This window comes from Flavobacterium gilvum, assembly GCF_001761465.1.
Classification (GTDB): Bacteria; Bacteroidota; Bacteroidia; order Flavobacteriales; family Flavobacteriaceae; genus Flavobacterium; species Flavobacterium gilvum.
On sequence record NZ_CP017479.1, the window covers coordinates 1,399,937 to 1,424,435 of the forward strand.

19 protein-coding genes are annotated in these 24,499 nt (G+C 35.7%); 9 read left to right on the forward strand and 10 right to left on the reverse strand.

From position 1 onward, the window contains the following. Positions 1 to 125: 125 nt before the first annotated feature. From EM308_RS05860 to EM308_RS05875, 4 genes are all read right to left on the reverse strand, one after another. Positions 126 to 863: a hypothetical protein gene (locus EM308_RS05860; RefSeq protein ID WP_157503391.1), complete on the reverse strand. Its 738-nt coding sequence runs from the start codon at positions 861 to 863 to the stop codon at positions 126 to 128. A gap of 313 nt (positions 864 to 1,176) precedes the next feature. Next, positions 1,177 to 4,584 carry a hypothetical protein gene (locus EM308_RS05865; RefSeq protein ID WP_316930223.1) on the reverse strand — a complete coding sequence of 1,136 codons (3,408 nt, stop codon included), beginning with the start codon at positions 4,582 to 4,584 and terminating at the stop codon, positions 1,177 to 1,179. 610 nt (positions 4,585 to 5,194) lie between these two features. After that, complete coding sequence (locus EM308_RS05870) at positions 5,195 to 6,451, reverse strand: aspartate kinase (protein WP_035634308.1); 1,257 nt, start codon at positions 6,449 to 6,451, stop codon at positions 5,195 to 5,197. 64 nt (positions 6,452 to 6,515) lie between these two features. Continuing rightward, positions 6,516 to 6,998 (reverse strand): GNAT family N-acetyltransferase, encoded by a 483-nt coding sequence (locus EM308_RS05875; RefSeq protein WP_035634311.1) that lies wholly within the window; start codon positions 6,996 to 6,998, stop codon positions 6,516 to 6,518. A gap of 170 nt (positions 6,999 to 7,168) precedes the next feature. Here EM308_RS05875 and fbp point away from each other — a divergent pair, with 170 nt between their 5' ends. Beyond that, positions 7,169 to 8,176 (forward strand): class 1 fructose-bisphosphatase, encoded by a 1,008-nt coding sequence (gene fbp, locus EM308_RS05880; protein WP_035634314.1) that lies wholly within the window; start codon positions 7,169 to 7,171, stop codon positions 8,174 to 8,176. A 262-nt stretch (positions 8,177 to 8,438) separates the two neighbouring features. On the opposite strand, the gene EM308_RS05885 is transcribed toward fbp, so the two are convergent. Beyond that, positions 8,439 to 8,870 (reverse strand): TerB family tellurite resistance protein, encoded by a 432-nt coding sequence (locus EM308_RS05885; protein WP_035634316.1) that lies wholly within the window; start codon positions 8,868 to 8,870, stop codon positions 8,439 to 8,441. Positions 8,871 to 9,347: 477 nt separating this feature from the next. Between EM308_RS05885 and EM308_RS05890 the strand changes: the two genes are divergently transcribed. The 3 genes from EM308_RS05890 to EM308_RS05900 all read left to right on the forward strand — a co-directional run bounded on the left by EM308_RS05890 (position 9,348) and on the right by EM308_RS05900 (position 12,277). Continuing rightward, positions 9,348 to 9,944 (forward strand): HupE/UreJ family protein, encoded by a 597-nt coding sequence (locus tag EM308_RS05890; protein ID WP_035634318.1) that lies wholly within the window; start codon positions 9,348 to 9,350, stop codon positions 9,942 to 9,944. Positions 9,945 to 9,947: 3 nt separating this feature from the next. Continuing rightward, on the forward strand, positions 9,948 to 10,379 hold the full coding sequence (locus tag EM308_RS05895) for a deoxycytidylate deaminase (RefSeq protein ID WP_035634321.1): 432 nt from the start codon (positions 9,948 to 9,950) through the stop codon (positions 10,377 to 10,379). A 299-nt stretch (positions 10,380 to 10,678) separates the two neighbouring features. Then, positions 10,679 to 12,277 carry a S41 family peptidase gene (locus tag EM308_RS05900; protein ID WP_035634323.1) on the forward strand — a complete coding sequence of 533 codons (1,599 nt, stop codon included), beginning with the start codon at positions 10,679 to 10,681 and terminating at the stop codon, positions 12,275 to 12,277. A gap of 125 nt (positions 12,278 to 12,402) precedes the next feature. Here the strand turns inward: EM308_RS05900 and EM308_RS05905 are convergent, their stop codons facing one another. From EM308_RS05905 to EM308_RS05915, 3 genes are all read right to left on the reverse strand, one after another. Continuing rightward, the gene (locus tag EM308_RS05905) at positions 12,403 to 13,011 is read right to left on the reverse strand and encodes an FAD-dependent oxidoreductase (protein ID WP_081907226.1); all 609 of its coding nucleotides are present in this window, start codon (positions 13,009 to 13,011) and stop codon (positions 12,403 to 12,405) included. Positions 13,012 to 13,013: 2 nt separating this feature from the next. Continuing rightward, positions 13,014 to 13,217, reverse strand: a complete 204-nt coding sequence (locus tag EM308_RS05910) for a hypothetical protein (protein WP_035634329.1) — start codon at positions 13,215 to 13,217, stop codon at positions 13,014 to 13,016. Between the two features lie 126 nt (positions 13,218 to 13,343). After that, positions 13,344 to 13,922, reverse strand: coding sequence for a MarC family protein (locus EM308_RS05915; RefSeq protein WP_035634332.1), 579 nt, complete (start codon positions 13,920 to 13,922; stop codon positions 13,344 to 13,346). Between the two features lie 430 nt (positions 13,923 to 14,352). On the opposite strand from EM308_RS05915, the gene EM308_RS05920 reads away from it, so the two are divergent. From EM308_RS05920 to dgt, 5 genes are all read left to right on the forward strand, one after another. After that, positions 14,353 to 14,925, forward strand: a complete 573-nt coding sequence (locus tag EM308_RS05920; RefSeq protein ID WP_035634335.1) for a DUF3109 family protein — start codon at positions 14,353 to 14,355, stop codon at positions 14,923 to 14,925. 262 nt (positions 14,926 to 15,187) lie between these two features. Next, the gene (locus tag EM308_RS05925; RefSeq protein WP_035634338.1) at positions 15,188 to 16,168 is read left to right on the forward strand and encodes a ribonucleotide-diphosphate reductase subunit beta; all 981 of its coding nucleotides are present in this window, start codon (positions 15,188 to 15,190) and stop codon (positions 16,166 to 16,168) included. A gap of 275 nt (positions 16,169 to 16,443) precedes the next feature. Continuing rightward, positions 16,444 to 18,825 (forward strand): ribonucleoside-diphosphate reductase subunit alpha, encoded by a 2,382-nt coding sequence (locus tag EM308_RS05930; protein WP_035634341.1) that lies wholly within the window; start codon positions 16,444 to 16,446, stop codon positions 18,823 to 18,825. Between the two features lie 137 nt (positions 18,826 to 18,962). After that, positions 18,963 to 19,739, forward strand: a complete 777-nt coding sequence (locus EM308_RS05935) for a hypothetical protein (protein ID WP_035634344.1) — start codon at positions 18,963 to 18,965, stop codon at positions 19,737 to 19,739. Between the two features lie 271 nt (positions 19,740 to 20,010). After that, positions 20,011 to 21,354, forward strand: a complete 1,344-nt coding sequence (gene dgt, locus EM308_RS05940) for a dGTP triphosphohydrolase (protein WP_035634347.1) — start codon at positions 20,011 to 20,013, stop codon at positions 21,352 to 21,354. Positions 21,355 to 21,645: 291 nt separating this feature from the next. Here dgt and EM308_RS05945 read toward each other — a convergent pair whose 3' ends face one another. After that, entirely contained in the window at positions 21,646 to 22,656 is a 1,011-nt protein-coding gene (locus EM308_RS05945; RefSeq protein WP_035634350.1) for a DUF3078 domain-containing protein, read from the reverse strand. A gap of 38 nt (positions 22,657 to 22,694) precedes the next feature. Then, positions 22,695 to 24,476: a 1-deoxy-D-xylulose-5-phosphate synthase gene (locus EM308_RS05950; RefSeq protein ID WP_035634353.1), complete on the reverse strand. Its 1,782-nt coding sequence runs from the start codon at positions 24,474 to 24,476 to the stop codon at positions 22,695 to 22,697. Positions 24,477 to 24,499 lie beyond the last annotated feature (23 nt).

Here is a 24,499-nt window from a genome sequence, read left to right on the forward strand (position 1 = left end):
TTATTAATGTTTGCAATGTATTACTAAAAGATTATTTAATTCAACGAATTACTACTGAAAATTAGCAGAAAAAAAAGGCTAACCCATTAAGGAAAGCCTTTGTCTGATTTTTGAAATAAACAAACCTATTGCTTGATATATGTTTTGTTTCCGTTTGAATTAATATAGTATGTACCTCCTTTTGGTCCAGTATATACTTTTTTGCCATTGTATTCGCCGGTAACTTTATCGGCTGTTTTGACAACATCTTTTGTTGTTTTGGTTTCTTTGACTGCTTTAGCTGTTGCTTTATCAGCAGTTGCTTTTGAGTTATTCGCTGCTTTTACTGCTTTTTCAGCTTTCGCTGATTCTTTTTCAGCAGTTGCTTTTGATTCTTTGGCTGCTTTTTCAGCTTTTGCTGATGCTTTTTCAGCAGTTGCTTTTGAGTCATTCGCTGCTTTTGCTGCTTTTTCAGCTTTCGCTGATGCTTTTTCAGCAGTTGCTTTTGAGTCATTCGCTGCTTTTACTACTTTTTCAGCTTTCGCTGATTCTTTTTCAGCAGTTGCTTTTGATTCTTTGGCTGCTTTTTCCGCTTTTGTTGATGCTTTTTCCGCAGTTGCTTTTGAGTCATTCGCTGCTTTTGCTGCTTTTTCAGCTTTCGCTGATTCTTTTTCAGCAGTTGCTTTGGAATCTTTGGCTACTTTTTCCGCTTTTGTTGATGCTTTTTCCGCGGTAGTTTTGGAATCTTTGGCTACTTTTTCTTTGGTTGCTTTTGTGGTTTTTGTAGCTTTTTCTGTGGTGGTTTTTTCTGCCGTTTGAGCGGTTTGTCCGTAAAAAGTATTCGATACAATAAATAGGAAACTTAATAATACTAATTTTTTCATAGATGTTTGTTTTTTAGATTGAACCTAAATTTACGACTTTATTTATAATTTGATATATGCGTTGGGTGAAATTATTTTTTAACACATAGAAACATAGAATTTATAGTTTTTTAAAAGAGCTAGATAATCGTTTCTCTTCTCACATAGCAATCTATGTGAAAAATAGTGCTATTTCTATTCATTCTTTATAGGGTAACTATGAAATCTATGTTCTATGTGGTTCATTTTTTATTTAAACAGATCCGAGTCCCGATGATTATCGGGACGAATTGGCGGAGCAATTTCACTCAACGGGTTTTGATATATAAATATCTTAAAAATAAGCCCTCAATTCTACGCTTCCGTTATGAATGGTGTAACTTGTTTCGCTTTTTCGACCTTGGTAGACAAAATTCAAATCCAGAAATTTGGTCAGATTCATTTGAAATAAAGAACGCCAGGTTATATTTTGGCCTCTTTGTAATCCTTCGAGCATTTGGTATCCCGCCGATGAAAATTCGTTACCAGCAAAGTCATTTTCATACAACGAAATTTCCCCATTTATATTAAATTTTGAATTTCCAATGTAACTGAAAGAAGTGCCAAAACGGTTTTGTGTCAAAGTGTCCAAATTGCCAATCTGATTTTCCTTCTTGCAGTGTTCATAAAAAAGGTCGAGGTTGACGTTTTTTGAGAATAGATAACTAATTTTCGGAAGCCACAAATAGCCTTCAATCGTATAATTTTTTTCGGCAAATGTTTGAGATTCTGTTGCGGTTTGAATGGTTTTTGCCATTACGTCAAAGAGCCAGCTTTTTTGAAGCAGATGTTGGTACTGCAGTTGGTGAAAACTGTTTTTGTTTTGGATGGTTCCAATTGAAACTAAATTTTGGGTTTCATTTTTGGTAAAAGTGTAAGTGACCGAATGGTCTTTTTTTCCTCTGTTGTACGAAAGACTGTTGGAGAAAGATTTGATAAGTCCCAAAATAGTATTAGATGTTGGTTCAAATGGATTCAAAGACAAATGTTCTCCATCACTTTTGACTTTTTGTTCCATAATAAAGGAAGTTTGCATATAAAAAACGGATAAAGCTTTCTTGAACGTACTACTGTTTTGCCAAACAATAGGATTGATGATGAATGACTGCGAGAATCTGTTTTGGTTGGTTTTGATGTAAATCTGATTGGGTAAAAAGATTCGGGTATAGGTCGCCAAATCAGGAAATGGAGCAATTTCAAATTCTTCCAAATCTTTTATTCCATTCCCGTTGTAGTCATTCCAAGTGTATTTTCCCTGTCCGGCCGGAACTTCCACGTAAGTGTAATCCTGAAAAGGCATTGCTCCCGAATTGGTTTCGTAAAGCGTGTTACTCTGAATTAATCGGTCAAAAAACTGATCGTTGTATTGTATCCTGGAATTGAGTGAATTTGTGGTTTTTAAGGCAGAATCAGTGTAATTCAATTGTCTGTAATTGAGAAACACAGATAATTCCCGATTTTCGGTTTTGAATAATTTGGATTGTAAATTATAGCTGTTCGAAGTATTCACTCTTTGCAGCAAACCGTTCTGGACACTGTCGTTTATTCTTCTTGCATAACCCAGTTGAAGATAAACCTTTGTGCTGTCCCCGTGTCCGGCGTAGATTCCGTATTCCGAAAAACGTTGGCTGAGTAAGGAAAATTGTTGTGTTACCTTGTCTTTTTCCTGATTATTTTCAAAGCGAATGGTGTTGCCTACCCAGTTTTTATTGGAATTATAACGAACATGCGAAAAGTTTCTCAGAAATTTTGATGTGTTTTCCAATGCGTCGCTTTTCAGATAACTTCCATCGTTTTTGAAGCTCCAATTCGAAAACTCAAACCCTGCGTTGAGGTTGTTTTTTATCCCCGAATAGGCATTGGCTAAATCCAGTTTTTGGAAAGCATACGTTATTGTCGCACTATTTTTGGAGTTTTCATTTGGAATTAAATTAAAATTCAAACCTGTACCCAACAAACTTTGGTTTCCCGTAACTGTTGTGTTAATATTCCAATCCCGATAAAACTCGATGCTGTTGATGCGTTCTACAGGTCTAAAATTGGCTTCTATGCCTTGAAAATTAACAAAGGCATCGACATTCCATTTTTTGGAATACAACCGCTGTTTGGCGTTGAATTCGCCGGCCAGTCCTTTGTTGTTATAGTCATCTATTGGAGAAAATAAATTTTTATCGTTGTTGCTGACGGCCAATTCAAAATCGACAGCCGTTTTTTCCGAAGGATTGTATTTTCCAAAGAAAGTTGCCACCTGCGATTTTGTGGGAGCAACGAGTTGAATAATGGGCTCGTAATTTCCTTGCGGAATTCCATTTGCCGGAGCGACATATTCAAATATTTTATCCACGCTTGTTGGATTAGTCAGTTTGTAATTTCCTTTGGCTTGACCGACCAAAGTAAACTGAACATTGTACAATTCGTCATCCGGATTTTTGGAATATTCATAAATCGTTGTGTTGCTGAGAATCGTTTTTTTGTACTGAATTTTCTTTTCGTCATACGCATCGGGAACGGCAGAAGGGGCAACCATTTTGTCGTGATTGTCTCCGGCTTCCGCCAAAATATGAGCCTGTTCACTCGAGAGATTTTGTTGTACGGGTTGATTTTTTAAATCATTTTCAGAATAAACCGCTGCTCCAAAATTCCATTTTTTGTCGGTAAAACTACCGCCGTCGTAGGTGATGAATCTCGTGTAATTGTTTTCAGAATATTGGTATTCGACCACAATCCGCATTTCGGAAGTGATGGGGAATTGAGGATTAAATCGAATTTCCCCCGAATTATAGTCGATGATGTAGTCCAAGTTTTCGCCTCTTTTCAATAAAACGCCATTGACATAAACCCGCTCCGAACCAATGATGACCAAAACATACAATTCGCCATTTTTTCCAACCAATTTATAAGGCCCCTGATTTCCTTCCTGTCCTTTGAAATTACTGCTGGCATAATTCCCCGTCACAAGTCCGCCCGATGCAAAAACGTTGGTCTTGCTGTCTTCATTCCCGAAATTGACCGTGGCAGATAATCCCTGAATTTTTTTATTGAAAGGGAGAAATCGGGTCGTGTTGTTGCCAATGAAAACATCTCCGGCACGAACATTCCAGTTGTCGCTGAAAAGTTCCATAAAAATATTGTCGTATTGATTTAACCGTTGCGAATAACTGCCTTCCTGAACCGGAATATTAGTATCCCGTATGGAAGCACGGAGACTCACTTTCTCGGAAATTTTTCCCGTGAGCTGAAAATCAAGATTCGAATTGACCACCGCATTTTGATTGTTGCCCATAGTTACACCTCTAGAAAGACTTCCTGACGCGAGAAGACCGTCAAACGGAATGTTTTTTGGTGTCGAAAAGCGTTCCATTTTGTATAAATTCTGATTGGTGGCATCGTTGTCCAGAATTTTGCTACTGTCGTAAATAGTATATTCTTTGGTTAAAAAATCTGGTAATTTTAGATAGTGAACCGTTAAAGAATCTGTAGGTGGCGGGTTTTGGTTTTTGAATATAAGATAGCCTTTTGGAAAGTTGACTTGGTACAAAGTGCTGTCAATAACTTGGTTTTTGGCATCCAAAACTTTGAAAAAGCTAGAGTTTATACTCACCGATTCCAAATGAATGGTATCTGTTGTAAAAGCTATTTTTTTGGAAGCATAACTCGATTCTGTTTCCTGAGCCCAAAGCCCCGAAAAACAAAAAATAGCCATCCAAAACAATACTTTTTTTAGCATAAATAATACAAGTCCAATGCGCCAAAAATAGTGTTTATTATTTTATGATGTTTGTTGGTTTCTTGAATTGCGAAATGGCGGGTAAAATGGCACACGGATGAAACGGATAAAACAGATAAAACAGATTTATACGGATTTTTTTATTTGACGAATAAAGCATTAGAAGGTAAGGTTTTGTTGTGATTTATAAGAATTGTTGTATATTTGATAAAGATAAATACTGAATTTGGTCGATGCTAAACTAGTTAATCAATTGCCTCCAGCTTTAGCTGGAGGTAACTAAGTGCAAAGACAAATTGGCTTTAGCCTAAAAAATCAACAATTTTATTTGGCTAAAGCCTTTTTTTTCTCAAAATCTAATTCCTCCAGCTGAAGCTGGAGGCAAACCAATACTAACAAACTCATGTTTCGAACACTTATGATTGCAAATCCGCGCTATCGGTCTTAATGAGAGTTTTTGTATATAGGCGATTTGATAAATCTGTGAAAATCCGTTTAATCCGTGTCATCTGTGGGCCATATTTCTGTAAACAAAAAATGGAAGCTGAGAAATTCGGCTTCCATTTTTTTTTATCTAATTAAAAAATTAATTCTCTTTGGTTACGATTTGCATCGTTTCTTTGCTTATTTGTTTCAATAGTACAGTTTTGTTATCTTCTACCGTTTGAGCAGCTTGTTCGTTGAAATGTCTAATGGTGTATAAAGTAACATTTTCGGTGAAATCCACTTTGAATTTTTTGGAAAGGATTGCGTTGCAATCATTGAAGTTTCCAAATTTATCCTCCACACAAACCGAGAAACTAATCGCAGAGTTCTGAATTAAGTTTACTTTAAGTCTGAATTGGTGGAATAAACCAAAGATTTCGCTGATGTTTTCTTCCATAATGAAAGAGAAATCTATCGAAGACAACGAAATCAATAATTGGTTTCTTTTTACGATGAAACATGGCAAATAAGGCTCTAAATCTTGTCCTTTGGCAACTGCAGTTCCTTTTAGCAACGGATTGATAAAGGATTTTACATACAACGGAATTTCCTTTTTCTGTAGCGGTTGCAATGTTTTTGGGTGAATAACCGATGCTCCGTAAAACGCCAATTCGATGGCTTCACGATACGAAATATGGTTTAGCAAACTTGCGTTTTCAAAGTATCTTGGGTCGGCATTCATAACTCCCGGAACATCTTTCCAGATCGTTACGCTTTCGGCGCCAAGGCAGTATGCCAAAATTGCCGCAGTATAATCTGAACCTTCACGTCCCAAAGTGGTGGTAAAATTGTTTTCGTCAGATCCCAAGAAACCTTGAGTGATGTTTAGAATGTTGCGTTTGAAGTTTCCTGCAATGTTTTTTTGTGTCAATTCCCAATCTACTTCGGCATCGCGGTAAGTAGAATCGGTTTTGATGTAATTTCTAATATCTACCCATTCTGTCTTAATACCTTTGAAATTCATAAAATGACTCAAAATGGTAGTCGATATGATTTCTCCGTAACTTACGATTTGATCGTAAACAAAATTATAATTTGGTGATTTATTGTGAGCTAGAAAATACTCTAAATCGTTAAAATGTGTATTTGCCGCAGTGAAAACTTCATTGGTTTCATCTTCGAATAAATCCAATAAGATTTGGTTGTGGTATTTTTTTACTTCCTGTACCGAAGAATTCAATTCAGGTGATTTATCAAAATAATTTTTAATCACATCTTCCAGTGCATTAGTGGTTTTTCCCATTGCCGAAACAACAACTAACACGTCCTCATAACCCACTTGTTGCAAAACGTCGTAAACGTTTCTGATACCGGCTGCATCTTTTACCGATGCACCTCCAAATTTGAATACCCTCATTTTAATTCAGATTTTTGATTTCGAATTTTTGAACTTTTCCTAAAACGAAATCACATTATAACTTTTAATTTTTTAATTTGTTTTTTACAAAATAGTCGATACCTGATTCGTCCATTTGCGCCACGCGCCATTCATCAAATACTTTAGCTCCTGAATTTTCGTAAAAATCGATTGCTGTTGTATTCCAGTCCAAAACAGCCCATTCGACTCTTCGAACATTGTCGATTTTGGCTTGTTTAATAATTTCAGAATACAACGCATATCCCAATCCGGTGCCACGCATACTGTCTTTTACGATTAAATCTTCCAAATGGATGGTTTTTCCTTTCCAAGTGGAATATCGGTAATAATACAAAGCAATACCAACAATTTGATTCTCAACTTCGGCAACAAAAACGTGAAACAATGGGTTTTGCCCAAAGCCGTCACGAACAAGATCTTCCTCGGTAATCAAAACAGCTTCGGGTTCTTTTTCGAATACAGCTAGCTCTTGGATTAATTCCAAAACGGCATGCATGTCTTCTTTTTCGCCTTTGCGTATTTTCATTTTATTTGGTATTATTGTTTTTGATTATATAAAAAACAGTCAAATAGTAACTTTTTTTTGTCAAATATGTAGCAAATATACAATACTGAAAAACTATCTAAGTGTTATTTTTTTCCTTTTCACAAAAAAAACGATATTTGTGACTTCAAATTAACTACATCGATTTCGTAATGGAAGAAAGAAACAAAACACTCGGAGAATTTATCATCGAAAACCAAAAAGCTTTTCAGTATTCTTCGGGGGAATTATCAAGAATTATCAATTCAATTCGCTTGGCAGCCAAAGTGGTTAATTATAAAGTAAACAAAGCGGGATTGGTAGATATTGTTGGGGCTGTTGGAGAACAAAATATTCAGGGAGAAGATCAGCAAAAGTTGGATGTGTATGCCAATGAAATTTTTATCCAAACCTTGATTAATCGTGAAATTGTGTGCGGCATCGCTTCGGAGGAAAATGATGATTTTATTACCGTTCAGGGAAGTGATAACAGCCACAACAACAAATATGTGCTTTTGATGGATCCGCTTGACGGTTCGTCTAACATTGATGTTAATGTTTCGGTTGGAACTATTTTTTCGGTTTACAGAAGAGTAACGCCAATAGGAACTCCTGTAACACTCGAAGATTTTCTGCAGCCTGGAACACAACAAGTTGCAGCCGGTTATGTGATTTACGGAACATCGACTATGCTTGTTTACACAACAGGACACGGCGTAAACGGCTTTACGCTGAATCCGGCAATTGGAACATTTTACCTTTCGCATCCCAACATGAAATTCTCCGAAAACGGAAATATTTATTCAATTAACGAAGGAAATTATGTTCATTTTCCGCAAGGGGTGAAAGATTATATAAAATATTGTCAGCTCGAAGAAGAAGATCGTCCGTACACTTCCCGCTACATTGGAAGCCTTGTTGCTGATATTCATAGGAATATGATTAAGGGCGGAATTTATATTTACCCAACAAGCTCCAAAGCTCCAAAAGGGAAATTGAGATTGTTGTATGAGTGCAATCCGATGGCTTTTATAGTGGAGCAGGCGGGAGGGAAGGCTTCAGACGGCTTCGATCGTATTATGGAAATTCAGCCAACGGAACTACATCAGCGGGTGCCTTTCTTTTGCGGAAGCGTAAAAATGGTCGAAAAGGCTGAAGAATTTATGCTTAAAGCAAAATAGAGTAAATAATGTGAATCAAGAGTTAAAATAAAAATCTGTTATTCTTTAGATTAGACCTAACAGGTTTTTAAAACCTGTTAGGTCTCTACTAGAAACCAAAAAGTTATATATTCAACCCTTGATTCGCATAAATAGTAAACCATCACTAAACCAAATAATAAACCACCAAAAAAGCTCTCGTTTCTGAGAGCTTTTTTATTTGTGTCTGCGAAAGTCTGCGAAGTCTGCGTGAATAAAATTAGCACGCAGACTTCGCAGACTTTTATTTATACATATTTTTCATTTCGTAGAGAAAAGTTTCTTCATCGACTCCCATATCGACTAATTTTAAAGCTTTGTTGACAATGTAATTCACATTTCCAGGTGTAAAACCCAGAGCCAGAGCAAATTTAATTAATAAGTGCTCTTGTAAATCGCCCAATTGATGGTCACGATGTACGATTCTCGCTAGTTTGTAGAGTGCTTCGAGCCTTTCTATATATAAGTAGGGAGCGTTGATTTGATATTTCGACGGATCTTTTAAAATTTCTTTATATTCTTCATCAGAAATTTGAAGTGAGGTTGCTAATTTATCCAGGAATCTTTGTTCTTCTTCAGTTATGTTTCCGCCTGCGTGAGCTACACGTACAATAGCTGAAAAATGGCCTCTGGCTCTTTGGATGTTTTCGCTGTTGAATAAATCTGAGAAAGGCATAATTTTGGTGTTTAAGGTTTGATATAAAGATAGTTAAAATTTTTAGGAACAAAATCAGTTTTACTTATTTTTTTGAGCATTTTGCAGTTTTTTTTAATCAGATTTAACCTTTAAAAAATCAGGTAATAAATTTGTTTATTTGCTTCAATTTTGTTTTTTATCCCGAAGGATTTATTTCAAAAAAAATAGAAAAAAACTGGTATGTGAAATTATATTTAAGTAAAAATAAACCACATAGAGGCATAGATTTAATAACAAATCGGTAAAGAAAGAATAGAAATAAGACTGTTTTCCACATAGTTTGACTATGTGAAGAGTAAAACGAATACCAAATTCTTTTTAAATTCTATGATTTCTATGGTTCTATGTGGTTAAGAATAATTACACGCAGCGGTTAGTGTAATTCATTGCATTACGTGTTTTGTATAATCGGTATAAATCGTAAGTTTACAACCCCATATCAATTTACTATTTATGATGTCTGAATTTTTGATTTATTTCCAGATTGGTTTGAAACACGTATTGAATATTCATGCCTACGACCATGTTTTGTTTTTGATTGCTTTGTCTGTTCCGTTCTCTTTTGCCGATTGGAAAAGGATTTTGCTTTTGGTTACAATGTTTACTTTGGGACATACAACGGCCTTGTTCCTTTCTGTTTTTGGAATTATTACTGTCAAAGTGAATGTTGTCGAATTACTCATCCCGATTACAATATTGATAACGGCGCTTTATAATTTGTTTACAGCCGGTAAATCAAGCAAAAACGGAAATGTCAATTTGGTTTTTATAATAACGCTTTTCTTTGGAATTATCCACGGATTAGGGTTTTCAAATTATTTCAAAACGATAATGGGCGGAAGTGCGTCCTCAAAATTATTGCCCATGGGCGAATTTGCATTAGGTATTGAAGCGGCACAAATTACGGTAGTGGTTGTGGTTTTGATTTTGTCGTATATTGTGCAAACGGTGTTTCGTTTTTCAAAACGAGATTGGTCATTGGTAATGTCAGCGTTTATAATTGGAGTGGTTTTACCAATGATATTGGAAAGTGAAATTTGGAAAAGCTATTGATTTATGGAAAAAATAAAATTAAATAAATACGATAAAGCGTATCTTAGGATTGCCACAGAATGGGGTTTGTTGTCCTATTGCAAAAGAAAACAAGTTGGGGCAATTATCGTAAAAGACCGAATGATAATTTCGGACGGATACAATGGAACGCCCTCTGGATTTGAAAATTGCTGTGAAGATGAAGACGGTTTGACGCGTTGGGATGTTTTGCATGCCGAAGCCAATGCTATTTTGAAAGTAGCTCGTTCCACACAATCCTGCGAAGGAGCGACTTTGTATATCACGCTTTCGCCTTGCAAGGAATGTAGTAAACTGATTCATCAGTCAGGAATAAAAAGAGTGGTGTATCACAATGGATACCGCGACGATTCGGGATTGCAATTTTTAATAAAAGCCGGCATAGAAGTAGAGCATATTCCTGTTTTGGAAGATTAGAAAATCAGTGCTAGTTTAAGATTTTGGAGCAGAAAGATTTGGTGTTTTAGGAGAGATGGGTCCCGCTTTTCGCTATATCTTTTCCTTTTTAAAGAAAAAAGGAAAAGGATGCCGCTTCAATCGGGGCTAAAGAGAGAGAGATTTGCTTCGTCAGTTCGCTAGCAAAGTTTTGCACTGAATTCTTAGCGACTCAGCGACTTTGCGAGAAAACAAAAGGTTAATTTTAATGATATTGCGCTATCGACGGGTATCATTTTTGCTATCATTAAAAAAAAAATCGAACTAAGATTCGAAAAAAAATGAAATTCGACAACAAATATTTACCCATAGTTATTGGTGGCATTTTTGCCCTTGGTGTTTTGATTGGCAGCTTGTCTTCCCCTTCTTCGACTAACTCCTTTTTGTCCAAAAGAAATACCAAAGAAAAACTCAACAAACTAATTGATTTCATTGACAGCGAATATGTCGATGATGTCAATACCGATTCTATTGTGAGTCTTACGGTAAATAGTATTTTGGCAAAATTAGATCCGCATTCCGTTTATATTCCACCAAGTGAACAAGCCGAAATTGCCGAGACCATGAAAGGCGATTTTGTGGGAATCGGAATCAATTTTTATATGCACAATGACTCGGTTGCAGTTATCAATCCGGTAAAAAACGGGCCTTCGGCAAAAGCTGGAATCAAAGCCGGAGATCGGATTTTGTATGCAGGTAAAACCAAATTATATGGGCGAAAATTGCCCAACGACAGTTTGTTTGCCAAGCTAAAAGGAGAAGTAGGTTCAAAAATCGAATTGACGGTCTATCGAAAAGCGGAACGCAAAAAGATGAAAATAACCATAAAAAGGGATGTTATTCCGCTAAAAAGCGTTGACGTTGCCTTGCGTTTGGATAATACAACCGGTTACATCAAGATTAATCGTTTTGCCGAAACCACTTTCGATGAGTTTCATAAAGCATTGATTTCGTTAAAAAAACAAGGGATTAAATCACTTGTGGTCGATCTTCGTGACAACGGTGGTGGTTATATGGAAGAAGCCATCGCGATTGCGGATGAGTTTTTGAAAGACAAAGAGTTAATAGTTTTTACAAAAAGCACAAAAGAGCCTACCGAAAAAACCTATGCAACCGCAGAAGGTGATTTTGAAACTGGAAGTTTATTTGTTTTGATTAACGAAAACAGCGCCTCAGCAAGTGAAATTTTAGCAGGAGCTATTCAGGATAATGATCGCGGAACGGTTGTGGGACGACGCTCTTTTGGAAAAGGTTTGGTACAGCGTGAAATGGATTTCAAGGATGGTTCGGCTGTACGATTAACCATTGCAAGATATTATACCCCAACGGGAAGATGTATTCAAAAGTCCTATGCCAAAGGCGGTAATGAGGAATATTTTAAAGAATCGGATTCTCGTTTTTTGCACGGAGAACTTTATAAAAAAGACAGCATAAAAGTGGTTGATTCATTAAAGTTTAAAACAAAAAAAGGGAAAATCGTTTACGGTGGTGGTGGAATTATTCCTGATGTTTTCGTGCCTTTGGAAGCGGAACACGGTGTAGAAAATGTTTCGTATTTATTGCAGTCCGGAATTGTGGGGCATTTTGTTTTTGAAGAATTGGATAAAAAAAGAAAGGTGTTTACAAAATTGACTTTCGAACAATTTAAAACAAAAATAAACGAAACGGATTTGTACTTTACTGCTTTTCAAAAATACTTGACCAAAAACGGGTTAAAAATTGACTTAGCTAACTATAAACCATTGGTGAAACGCTATGTCAATGCTGAATTCGCAAGACAGTTATACGGCGATGTTTATTATTATCAAATGGTTTTGAAAGACGACACCATGATAAAAGCGGTTTTGAAGGAGGAAGCAAAACTAAAAGATTTAAAGTAAATTCGCTAAGTTGTCTTTTTTTGTTTAAAGTTTAAAGTTTAAAGTTTAAAGTTTAAAGTTTAAAACGAATAAACGAATAAACGAATAAACGAATAAACGAATAAACGAATAAACGAATTTGCTATTTATTTTCGAATACTATCATGGGAATGGGTTTGTGCCCCATCATTCCACAAAGTCAGTAAATCAGTAGCAACAGCGGCTCCACTGCCAGCTGCAATCGTGAGTTGACTTCTCCAGCCCGCAAGAGTCCCAATAACATAAATGCCATCAGTGACTTTATGGTCGTTATTTTTGAGTTGGATTCTTTGTTTTTCGGGAAGTGCTTTTTTATGAGGTTCGACGTATTGCATTAAACCTTCGATAGCAAAAGTATTGGCAGAGCCAATACCAACTACAATGTTAGCTGTTTTGTAGCTGTTTTTATTTGTGAAAACAGTAAAATCTGGATATTCTCCTTCGATTTTTAATACTTTTTCTTCAGGAATTTGAATAATATGGGGATAAGTATTGTGCAAATGTTCAACACTTTCATTTAACAATTCAGAACCTAATTTTCCCGGAGGAATTCCATAGGCATTGTTGAAAATGGCTTCCTGAAGCGATGAAGTCTTTTGATGGGTGAAAATCCCTATTTTCTTAGACGAAACAAATGCTTTGTTTTTGGCAGAACCCAACACCATGGCGCATGATACGCCCGAAACGCCACCGCCTATGATTAATACATCAAACACGGTTATGCTTTGTCATTCATTTTTTCAACTATTTTTTTAGACATTCTAAAAATTAGAAGAATTAAAACGGCACAAAATGAAGCGACAACACCAACAAACGCAATCATACTGTCCCCTTTGAATGGATTTTGAAAATCAATTAAGGTAATGTTGAAAATAAGAAGCGCAACTGCCAAAAGCACTAAAATGTTAGTGAAAATTTTCATAGGTTTAAAGTTTTTAAATAGGTTAAAGATTCTTTAGAGTCAAAAATTTCAAATTATATTGGCTAAAAACGAAGCCGTAATCTTTAACACATAAATATTTAGGGGGTAAAATTATGATTTTTTTTATTAGAGAAACAAACCTTTAACATTAGCGGCAAATAATTTAACAGCTATCGCCAACAGAACCACGCCAAAAGTCTTACGAATTACTCCAAGTCCATTTTGTCCGAGCATTTTTTCAATTTTTCCAGATGATTTCAAAACAATGTAAACCAATATAATGTTGAGCAGAATGGCAATTACAATATTTAGAGTGTGAAATTGGGAACGTAGCGAAAGTAAAGTGGTCATTGTTCCCGCGCCGGCAATCAAAGGGAATGCTAGTGGTACAATCGAGGCGGAGCTCGCTTCTTCGTCCCGATAAATTCGGATGCCCAAAATCATTTCCAAAGCCAAAAAAAATAATACAAATGAACCCGCTACCGCAAAGGAATGTACATCGATTCCGATTAGACTTAAAAATTCTTCTCCAATAAATAAAAACAAAATCATTATCAATCCAGCCACCAAAGCCGCTTTTTCAGATTCAATGTGTCCGTGTTTGGCTCTTAATCCTACTATTATTGGGATAGAACCCACGATGTCGATTACTGCAAAAAGCACCATTCCTACAGTTATTATTTCTTTTAAATCAAAATTTGTCATGATTTGTTTGTTTTGATAAATAATTCAGTTTGCAAAAATACGCTTATTTTATATTTTTAACAAAAAGTATATTATTTGTTTGATTTACAACAGCAATTTCGTTGATGTATTTTTTTTGAACCATATAAGTCATTTAAGTTTTTTTGTTAATCTTTATAGAAGTATAATTTATAGAACTGTTATAAAGTGCGTAAAAGTTTCTGGTTATTTGCCTTTTATGGACTTAAGAGGTTTTGATGGTTAGAAAGCAAATTAACACATGTGAAAAGTAAAAACTTATAAGACTTATATGGTAAATAAATCGGGGAAGGATGTTTGAATTGTCGAATTTATGTAAGTAAAGTATTTGCAATGTGTTAATTAGCATAGTTCAGAGACTTAATATTTGGGAGTTTTTTTTATTTCTTGAATGTTTGTTTACCTTTGCAAAATGTTTCAATTAGGAAAAACCATAGTCTCAGAGGATATACTCGAAAAAGAATTTGTTTGTAATTTGTCAGCTTGCAAAGGAGCTTGTTGTGTCGATGGTGATGCAGGAGCGCCGTTAAGTTTGGCAGAAACAAAAATATTGGAGGATATATATCCAAAGGTTAAACCGTTTTTGAGAAAACAAGGAATTGAGGCTATCGAAGCCCAAGGAGTTTGGGTAAATGGTACCGATGGTGATCTTGAAACACCGTTAATTGACAATAAAGATTGTGCTTACGTTATTTTTGACGGGAAAACCGCACTTTGCGGAATTGAACAAGCCTACAATCAAGGTATAATAGATTGGAAAAAACCTGTTTCCTGTCATTTGTATCCGGTGAGAGTCAAAGATTTTAGCGAGTTTGCAGCAGTCAATTATGACCGATGGGATATTTGCGACGCAGCTTGTTCTTTGGGACAAGAACTCGAAGTTCCTGTTTATAAATTTGTCAAAGAAGCTCTTGTTCGTCGCTTTGGCGAAGATTGGTATATGGAACTGGAAAAAGTTGCCGAAGACTTAAAAAACGGTTTGTAAAAACTAAAAGTTAAACAACAATTCTTAATTTTTAAAAATCCTTTATTTATAGGAGTTGAAAACGATATAGAGTGATTAATATATTGTTAATCAGCTGTTTGTGTTTTTGATTGAAAAGCATTCCTAATTTAATTTTTTGTTAAAAACTAAGGTGTATTGTGAATAAGTTTGACTTTTAATAACCGCTTTATTTCCTAATCTTTGTATTTCACTTTTCTAGTGTATTTTAAGTATAAAATCAAAATAAATAAATAAAAATCAAATGTCTCAAATAGAACCTATTTTACAAGAAAATAAAAATCGTTTCGTAATTTTCCCAATAAAGCATCATGATATTTGGGAGAGATATAAAATGATGGAAGCTAGTTTTTGGACTGCTGAGGAAATTGACTTATCCCAGGATTTAAATGACTGGAATAATAAATTGAATGAAGACGAGCGTTATTTTATAAAACATATTCTTGCTTTTTTTGCGGCATCTGATGGAATTGTAAACGAAAATCTTGCTGAAAATTTTGTAAACGAGGTGCAGTATCCTGAGGCTAAATTTTTCTATGGTTTCCAAATTATGATGGAAAACATCCATAGTGAGACATATTCGCTTTTGATTGATACTTATGTAAAAGACGAAAACGAAAAATCTGATTTATTCAATGCGTTGGATGTTTTTCCGGCGATTAGAAAAAAAGCGGATTGGGCTTTAAAATGGATAGAATCTGATTCTTTTGCCGAAAGGCTTATTGCTTTTGCAGCAGTAGAAGGAATTTTCTTTTCGGGTGCATTTTGTTCTATTTATTGGTTAAAAAAACGTGGATTGATGCCAGGTTTGACTTTCTCCAATGAGCTGATTTCTCGTGACGAAGGTGTTCACTGTGATTTTGCAGTGCATTTGCATAATCATCATTTGGTAAATAAAGTGCCAAAAGAAAGAATAAGAAGCATTATCGTTGATGCTTTGGATATTGAAAGAGAATTTATCACTGAGTCACTTCCTGTAAGTTTGATAGGAATGAATGCAGGTTTAATGACGCAATACTTAGAGTTTGTTGCTGATAGATTGTTGGTGGAATTAGGTTGTAACAGAGAATACAATGTTTCCAATCCATTTGATTTTATGGATATGATTTCGCTTCAGGGGAAAACTAATTTCTTTGAGAAAAAAGTTGCCGAATATCAAAAATCAGGAGTTAAAGTGACTGATAATAATGATTCCCAAAAAATTAGTTTCGACGCTGATTTTTAGAAAATATTTAAATTTTCAAATATTTCTACAGCTATTTGAAAGCAAAAAAATAACAATAATTATAATTAGATAGTTTTAGGGTTCCCCCAAATCTAAAAAACTAAGTTAATCTGCCTGAATAATTTCGGGCCAAATGACGGCATTTTGTTTCATTTCATTTTATGCGATGAAACAAAATATCGAGTTGGTTTATGGGTTGACCGTGAGTAAAAAATGAATTACGAATTCCTGCTATTCGTAAATCGCAATTCATTAAATTAAAAAAGGATAAAAGTATGTATGTAGTAAAAAGAGATGGCCACAAGGAGCCTGTAATGTTTGATAAAATTACAGAGAGAATCAAAAAGTTGTGTTACGGCTTGAACGAATTGGTAGATCCGGTTAAGGTTGCTATGCGTGTTATCGAAGGTTTATATGATGGCGTTTCTACATCTGAGCTTGATAATCTTGCTGCCGAAACTGCCGCTTCAATGACCATTGCACATCCTGATTATGCACAATTGGCCGCTCGTATTGCTATTTCAAATCTACATTCAAATACCAAAAAATCATTTTCTGAAACGATGGATGAGATGTTTCATTACATCAATCCAAGAACAGGAATGGAATCTCCATTATTAGCGACAGAAGTTCATAAAGTAATTATGGAGAATGCTGAATTTTTGGATTCGCATATTATTTACAATAGAGATTTTAACTATGATTATTTTGGATTTAAAACATTGGAACGTTCTTATTTGTTGAAAATAAACGGAAAAATTGTTGAGCGTCCACAGCATATGTTGATGCGTGTTTCTGTAGGGATTCACCTAGACGATTTAAAATCGGTGATGGAGACGTATGACTTAATGTCTAAAAAATATTTTACCCATGCAACGCCAACGTTGTTTAATGCAGGAACTCCAAAACCTCAAATGTCTTCTTGTTTCCTTTTGGCTATGCAGGATGACAGCATTGACGGTATTTATGATACTTTAAAACAAACAGCAAAAATCTCGCAATCTGCAGGAGGAGTAGGACTTTCTATACACAACGTTCGTGCAACAGGATCTTATATTCGTGGTACAAATGGTACTTCAAACGGTATTGTGCCAATGTTGAGAGTGTTTAATGACACGGCTCGTTATGTAGATCAAGGCGGAGGAAAACGTAAAGGTAGTTTTGCGGTTTATATTGAGCCTTGGCATGCTGATATTTTTGATTTTTTGGATTTAAAAAAGAATACCGGAAAAGAAGAAATGCGCGCCAGAGATTTATTCTTCGCTATGTGGACTTCGGATTTGTTTATGAAACGCGTGCAGGAAGATTCTACTTGGACTTTGATGTGTCCTAACGAATGTCCTGGTTTGTATGATGTGTATGGTGAAGAATTTGAAAAACTATACATTTCTTATGAAGAAAAAGGAAAAGGTAGAAAAACCATCAAAGCGCGTGAATTATGGGAGAAAATCCTTGAGTCACAAATTGAGACAGGAACGCCTTATATGTTATACAAAGACGCTGCCAACAGAAAGTCAAACCAAAAAAATCTAGGAACTATTCGTTCTTCCAATTTATGTACAGAGATTTTGGAATACACATCGAGTGATGAGGTTGCGGTATGTAACTTGGCTTCTATTTCTCTGCCGATGTTTATTGAGAATGGAGCTTTTAATCACCAATTATTGTTTGATGTTACCAAACGTGTAACCCGTAACTTAAACAGAGTAATTGACAGAAACTATTATCCTGTAAAAGAAGCCGAAAATTCCAATATGCGTCACAGACCAGTTGGTCTTGGTGTACAAGGACTGGCTGATGCTTTTATCATGTTGCGTATGCCTTTTACAAGTGATGAAGCTAAAAAGTTAAATCAAGAAATATTCGAAACGCTTTACTTTGCTGCCTGTACCGCATCTATGGAAATGGCAATTGAAGAAGGACCTTATTCTACTTTCCAAGGTTCTCCAATGTCAAACGGAGAATTCCAACACAATTTGTGGGGATTGAAAGACGAAGAATTATCAGGAAGATGGGATTGGGCTTCGCTTAGAAAAGAAGTGGTGAAAAACGGTGTTCGTAACTCGTTATTGGTTGCGCCAATGCCTACTGCTTCAACTTCACAAATTTTAGGAAACAACGAAGCGTTTGAACCCTATACATCTAATATTTACACAAGACGCGTATTGTCTGGTGAATTTATTGTAGTAAACAAACATTTGTTAAATGATTTAGTGAAATTAGGATTGTGGAATGATGATTTGAAACAAGAAATCATGCGTCACAACGGATCGGTTCAAAATATTGACATCATCCCGCAAGATCTGAAAGAATTGTACAAAACCGTTTGGGAAATGTCTATGAAAGATATTATTGATATGTCTCGCCAAAGAGGATATTTTGTAGATCAATCGCAATCATTGAACTTGTTTATGCAAGATGCCAATTATTCGAAACTGACTTCAATGCATTTCTACGCTTGGCAATCTGGTTTGAAAACAGGAATGTATTATTTGAGAACCAAAGCTGCTGTTGATGCAATTAAGTTCACCTTGAACAATGATAAAAAAGAAAAAGAGGTTGTACCAACAGAATCTATCGATGTTGAAGATTTCAAAGCGATGTTACTTAAAGCACAAGCTGCAGATCCTGAAGATTGCGAAATGTGTGGGTCTTAATCAGAAAATAGAAAATAGAATAAAGAGAAACAGCTATCGTAATGGTAGCTGTTTTTTGTTTGATGGGTTTTTAATGATTTTACCTACAATAATTAAATTTGTCTAAATTTGTGAGATTTAATACTAATAAAGTTATTATGGAGATTTCTAAAGATGTAAAGATAGAATCGTTTCGTAATATTTTAGTTGAATCACAACAAGGTAACAAGAACAAAATAAAATTCATGATGAAAATATTTTTCTGCTTATTTGGGTTGATTGCAATCGTTTCATTTAGTCAAAAGGACGATTTGTTTTTAGACGGTGAATCTTTTTTGTTGGGAACTGTTTCCGATTATATGGGAAGAAAAGTCTTTACAAATGAAAATGATAAAATTGAACAGTATGGATTTTATGAAAAAAGTTTAGTAGATAAAATATGTTCTTTGTTAGTCGGTAAATATGATGATTTATTAATTAAAAAGATAGAAACCACTGGTGATAGGAAAATTTGTTCTAAGAAGCTGGCTGAGAAAATTAATGCGAGTTATACTTATTACAAGTCAGGGATAATACAAAATAATGAGCCTGTTTTTTATGGACAATTGCAAACGAATATTTTAACAACAGAACTACAAAAAATATCGTTTATAGTTGGCGCATATTCAAGGTTTGGAAGTCACGAAAACGAAAGATATTGTATTCGATTATATAATTCAATGGGGCATTTTAGTGTATGTAAAAAAATACTTAAAGAATTAAAATGTGAAAAGATTGAAGTTAAAATTATTGAAAACATTCCTGTAAATCAACTTGTTTATTTCGAGCCTAGCAAAAAACTGATGGAATATTTAGTTAATTATGCCTATTTGAGGAATCAAATTGAAGAAGATGAGAAGAAAACGTTTAAGGAATTGAGCGAAAAATATAGATAAAGAAAATAACTTCCCAGCTGGTGTGAGCTCAACGTCATTAATTTAAGTTTTTTGTTTTCTCGAAAAGACGCCAAGACGCCAAGAATTCGGTGCAAAGCTTTGCGTCTTTGCGCCTTAGCGAGAGCAATATTTAGAAAAAGCTTATCAAGAAATCCTTTTGATGAAAATCTTAAAATAAAATGTATTTTTGGTTGTTTTAAATCTAAAATCATAATCCGTAACCCGAGAGCTTTGCTCGAATTGGCGAAGCAATCTACAATCAGAAATAACAATGAACTGGGAACAATTATTATCACTAAAAAGACAAGGAGATACAGGTAAACGATTGAGAATCGAACAGGATGAAACTCGTTTGGGATTTGAAGTCGATTATGACCGAATCATTTTCTCCTCGGCTTTCAGAAGTTTGCAAGACAAAACACAAGTGATTCCGCTTTCCAAAACCGATTTTGTGCACACGAGATTGACGCACAGTCTCGAGGTTTCGGTAGTGGGACGTTCTCTAGGAAGATTAGTCGGGAAAAAAATACTGGAAAAATATCCTTATTTACAGGAAGTGCACGGTTACCAAATGAATGATTTTGGAGCTATTGTTGCTGCCGCATCTTTGGCGCACGACATTGGTAATCCGCCTTTTGGACATTCTGGGGAAAAAGCCATTGGGGAATATTTTTCGATTGGAAATGGATTGAAGTATAAAGAACTTTTGTCGGCCAAAGAATGGCAGGATTTGGTTGATTTTGAAGGAAATGCCAATGGTTTTTCGGTATTGAACAGTTCGCGTCCTGGTGTTGAAGGAGGAATCAGACTTTCCTACGCAACTCTTGGTGCCTTCATGAAATACCCGAAAGAGAGTTTGCCAAAAAAACCAACCAAAAACATAGCCGATAAAAAGTATGGTTTTTTTCAAACTGACAAAAATTTCTTTAAGGAGGTAGCTTCGGATATGGGAATGATAGCCAATAAAAAAGGAGATGACATTGGCTTTGAGCGACATCCGCTTGCTTATCTTGTTGAAGCTGCCGATGATATTTGTTATACGATAATTGACTTTGAAGACGGAATCAATTTGGGATTGGTTTCTGAGGATTTTGCCTTGGAATATTTAATCAAATTAGTAAAAGACAGTATCGATACTTCGAAATACAAAACATTAGAAACCAAAGAAGACCGAATTAGTTATTTAAGGGCGCTGGCTATCGGAAGTTTGATAAATGATGCCGTAAAGGTTTTTGTAGAAAATGAAGAGGCAATTCTGAAAGGAGAATTTCCTTTTGCCCTAACAGATAAAAGTAAGTACAAAGCCCAAATGGACGATATCATAAAGATTAGCGTAAAGAATATTTACCAAAGTCGCGAAGTGGTCGAAAAGGAATTGGTTGGTTACCAGATTATACAAACGTTATTGGATAAATTTGTAACGGCATACAACAATAAATTTGATGGTAAGATGTCCAATTATGATAATCTCGTGCTGAAAATGCTACCCGAAAAGCATCATTTGGAAAAAGAAAATCTCTATGAAAGACTGCTTCATATTTGTCACTTCGTTTCTATGCTGACTGATGGAAATGCTTTATTGATTTACAGAACTATTACAGCGGCAAAGAATTAGATAAAACCAGAAACCGAGTTGGTTTTTTTCACGCAGAGTTCGCAGATTATTGCAGATTTTTTAATTTACAAAAAGAAAAATTCGCGCTAACCCCGATTGCTCAATGTCATTAAGTTAAGCTTTTTGTTTTCTCGCAAAGGCGCAAAGAATTCGGTGCGAAACTTTGCGTCTTGGCGCCTTTGCGAGAGCTATATTTAGAAAAATCTTATCGAGAAATCCTTAACTTAATGACATTGCCCGATTGCTATCGGGGTTAAAAGCTTATTGCCTAAAGCTTATTGCTTATTGCTGTTAAAAAACATATTCAAACCCGATGCCTAAAATTTGTTTTAACTGAACTTTGGAACCTTCGTTAATTTTTACACCATTTTCTTCCTTGATAACATCGATATCTTCGTCGTAAACCAAATTCAGGCCAATGTTTGATTTGATGTAATCGTTTACTTTTAAATCGGCATATAATTGCCAGTCAACATCAATATTCCCAAAGTTATGAAGATAATCTGTGTACAAAGTCAGACGGTTTTTTAAGATAACGTTGTTGATGATTTCTCTTTCCAAATAAGAAGTTGCTAAGATTCCTAGCTCGGTTTTTGACTTTTTCCCTTTGGAAATCAAATTTCCGCTTGCGTCATAAACTGCTTTTTGTACACCATAAGCACCCGCATTTGCCAATTTTTGATCAAGTACCATTGTGCTTTTTAATGTTAATGGCGACAGGTAAGCGTTGAGTTTTTCGGGCTTATTGATATATTCCGAACCAACTCCCAGGAAGACGTATGCCGGCGCAAAGGGTCTTGAAATTGGGTCTGTGGTATTAGGATATTTATAACCGTCTGTGAATTGCGTATTGAAGTTTAATTTGCCCGAATGATACCAATTGGACGTAGGGTTTGTTCTATAGCCATAGGTAGAGTTTAGTCTTAAAACGTCCTCTGTTTTTCGAACTTCAATCCCTTCCTGTTTGTTCATACCATAACGACAAATAAGCTCGGTCGCCCAAACTTGGTTGTCGTCTTTGTAATCCCATTTAAACTGTCCGCGTACCAATCCCGATATTGCGCTGGTTCCCCCTGCGCTCCAATTTACAAAGGCCATTTCTGAAACATCGAGTCCAACTACACTTTTGCTTGACCAATACGAAATAGTGTCTGGTTTTGAAGTTATGATGGTTGTAAGCGCCTGGTCAATTTTGTTTGCATTTATGTTATCTGTTTTGCTGGTTATTATTCTGATTTGTGCGAAACCATTCAAGGAAAATAGTAAAAAGATAATTGCAATTAGTTTGTTTAAAGAATCCATAATTGGCTAAGTATTTTGGGACGGCAAATTAATTAATTTCAATAACGTGAGAAAATTATTTCCAGACTATCAACGGAAATTCCACAATTTTGTTGTAGTTCATCAACAGAACCCTGTTCAATAAATGTGTCGGGGATTCCCAGAAGCTGTATTTTGGAGGTATAGTGATGTGTTGCAGCAAATTCCAGGATTGCACTTCCAAAGCCTCCTTTTATAACTCCGTCTTCTATTGTTATAATACTTTCGAATTGTCTAAAAATAGTATGGAGCTCTTTTTCATCCAATGGTTTAACAAAGGCAAAATCATAGTGGGCAAAATTTTGAGGGTTTTCTATTTTGGCAAGAGCCAAAATAACGTTATTGCCTATTGCGCCAGTTGATAATATTGCCGTTTTTGAACCGTTCTTTAAAAGTTTTGCTTTCCCGATTTCTATTTTTTCGTATTTCCCGAAATGTATTTTTTTCCAATCGTTGATGATGCCTCTGCCTCGGGGGTATCTTATGGCAATAGGATGTTCCAGACCTAATTGTGCAGTATATAAAATATTTTGAAGTTCAATTTCGTTCAACGGCGCATAAACAATCATATTAGGAATACAGCGCAGGTAAGCTAAATCAAAAACACCGTGATGTGTCGCGCCGTCTTCTCCTACCAAACCGGCTCTGTCCAAACAAAAAATGACGGTTAAGTTTTGCAAAGCCACATCGTGGATCACTTGGTCGTAAGCGCGCTGAAGAAAAGTAGAATAAATATTGCAAAAAACAATCATTCCTTGAGTAGCCATTCCAGCCGATAGTGTAACGGCGTGTTGTTCGGCAATTCCTACGTCAAAAGCGCGTTTCGGGAACGCTTCCATCATGAATTTTAAGGAACTTCCCGAAGGCATTGCAGGAGTGATTCCGATAATTTTTTCATTTTTTTGTGCCAAATCCAAAATGGTCAATCCAAAAACGTCCTGGTATTTTGGAGGCAGATGTTCCTCCTGTTTTGGAATAATTTCACCTGTAGTTGCGTCAAATTTTCCAGGAGCGTGATACTTTACCTGATTTTCTTCAGCTTGTTGTAACCCTTTGCCTTTGGTGGTAATAAGGTGTAAAAACTTCGGGCCTTTTATTTTTTTTAAGCGATTCAGTTCTTTTATCACTGCAAAAATATCATTACCGTCAATTGGTCCCGAATAATTGAAATTCAGTGATCGAATCATGTTATTTTGCCTCGGGTTTTTACCTTCTTTTACGGAAGTGAAATATTTTTTCAAAGCACCTACACTAGGGTCAATTCCGATGGAGTTGTCGTTGAGGATTACCAATAAATTAGCATCGGTCACTCCAGCGTGGTTCAAGCCTTCAAATGCCATTCCCGAAGCTATCGAAGCATCGCCGATAATAGCTATATGCTGTTTGCCTAAATCTCCTTTTAATTGTGATGCAATAGCCATTCCCAGAGCTGCTGAAATGGAAGTAGAAGAGTGGCCTACGCCAAAAGTGTCATAAATACTTTCGCTTCTTCTCGGGAAACCAGAAATACCGTTCAATTGGCGGTTGGTGTGAAAAACAGTTCTTCTTTCAGTCAATATTTTATGTCCGTAAGCCTGATGGCCAACATCCCAAACCAATAAATCTTCGGGGGTATTGAAAACGTAATGCAATGCAATCGTAAGTTCCACTACACCCAAACTAGCACCAAGATGACCTTCTTTGGTGGCGACAATGTTGATTATGAAATCGCGTAATTCCTGAGCCAATTGTGGAAGTTGTGCTTCGTCAAGTTGGCGTAAATCGTTTGGGTTATTGATGTTTTGCAGTAAATTCTTGGTCATATGGCAAAGGTACGAATTGAATT

Bases quoted from the DNA above. Each gene is read 5' to 3' on its own strand.
- EM308_RS05860 (WP_157503391.1), bottom strand. From the start codon at position 863: ATGAAAAAATTAGTATTATTAAGTTTCCTATTTATTGTATCGAATACT.
- EM308_RS05865 (WP_316930223.1), bottom strand. From the start codon at position 4,584: ATGGCTATTTTTTGTTTTTCGGGGCTTTGGGCTCAGGAAACAGAATCG.
- EM308_RS05870 (WP_035634308.1), bottom strand. From the start codon at position 6,451: ATGAGGGTATTCAAATTTGGAGGTGCATCGGTAAAAGATGCAGCCGGT.
- EM308_RS05875 (WP_035634311.1), bottom strand. From the start codon at position 6,998: ATGAAAATACGCAAAGGCGAAAAAGAAGACATGCATGCCGTTTTGGAA.
- fbp (WP_035634314.1), top strand. From the start codon at position 7,169: ATGGAAGAAAGAAACAAAACACTCGGAGAATTTATCATCGAAAACCAA.
- EM308_RS05885 (WP_035634316.1), bottom strand. From the start codon at position 8,870: ATGCCTTTCTCAGATTTATTCAACAGCGAAAACATCCAAAGAGCCAGA.
- EM308_RS05890 (WP_035634318.1), top strand. From the start codon at position 9,348: ATGTCTGAATTTTTGATTTATTTCCAGATTGGTTTGAAACACGTATTG.
- EM308_RS05895 (WP_035634321.1), top strand. From the start codon at position 9,948: ATGGAAAAAATAAAATTAAATAAATACGATAAAGCGTATCTTAGGATT.
- EM308_RS05900 (WP_035634323.1), top strand. From the start codon at position 10,679: ATGAAATTCGACAACAAATATTTACCCATAGTTATTGGTGGCATTTTT.
- EM308_RS05910 (WP_035634329.1), bottom strand. From the start codon at position 13,217: ATGAAAATTTTCACTAACATTTTAGTGCTTTTGGCAGTTGCGCTTCTT.
- EM308_RS05915 (WP_035634332.1), bottom strand. From the start codon at position 13,922: ATGACAAATTTTGATTTAAAAGAAATAATAACTGTAGGAATGGTGCTT.
- EM308_RS05920 (WP_035634335.1), top strand. From the start codon at position 14,353: ATGTTTCAATTAGGAAAAACCATAGTCTCAGAGGATATACTCGAAAAA.
- EM308_RS05925 (WP_035634338.1), top strand. From the start codon at position 15,188: ATGTCTCAAATAGAACCTATTTTACAAGAAAATAAAAATCGTTTCGTA.
- EM308_RS05930 (WP_035634341.1), top strand. From the start codon at position 16,444: ATGTATGTAGTAAAAAGAGATGGCCACAAGGAGCCTGTAATGTTTGAT.
- EM308_RS05935 (WP_035634344.1), top strand. From the start codon at position 18,963: ATGGAGATTTCTAAAGATGTAAAGATAGAATCGTTTCGTAATATTTTA.
- dgt (WP_035634347.1), top strand. From the start codon at position 20,011: ATGAACTGGGAACAATTATTATCACTAAAAAGACAAGGAGATACAGGT.
- EM308_RS05945 (WP_035634350.1), bottom strand. From the start codon at position 22,656: ATGGATTCTTTAAACAAACTAATTGCAATTATCTTTTTACTATTTTCC.
- EM308_RS05950 (WP_035634353.1), bottom strand. From the start codon at position 24,476: ATGACCAAGAATTTACTGCAAAACATCAATAACCCAAACGATTTACGC.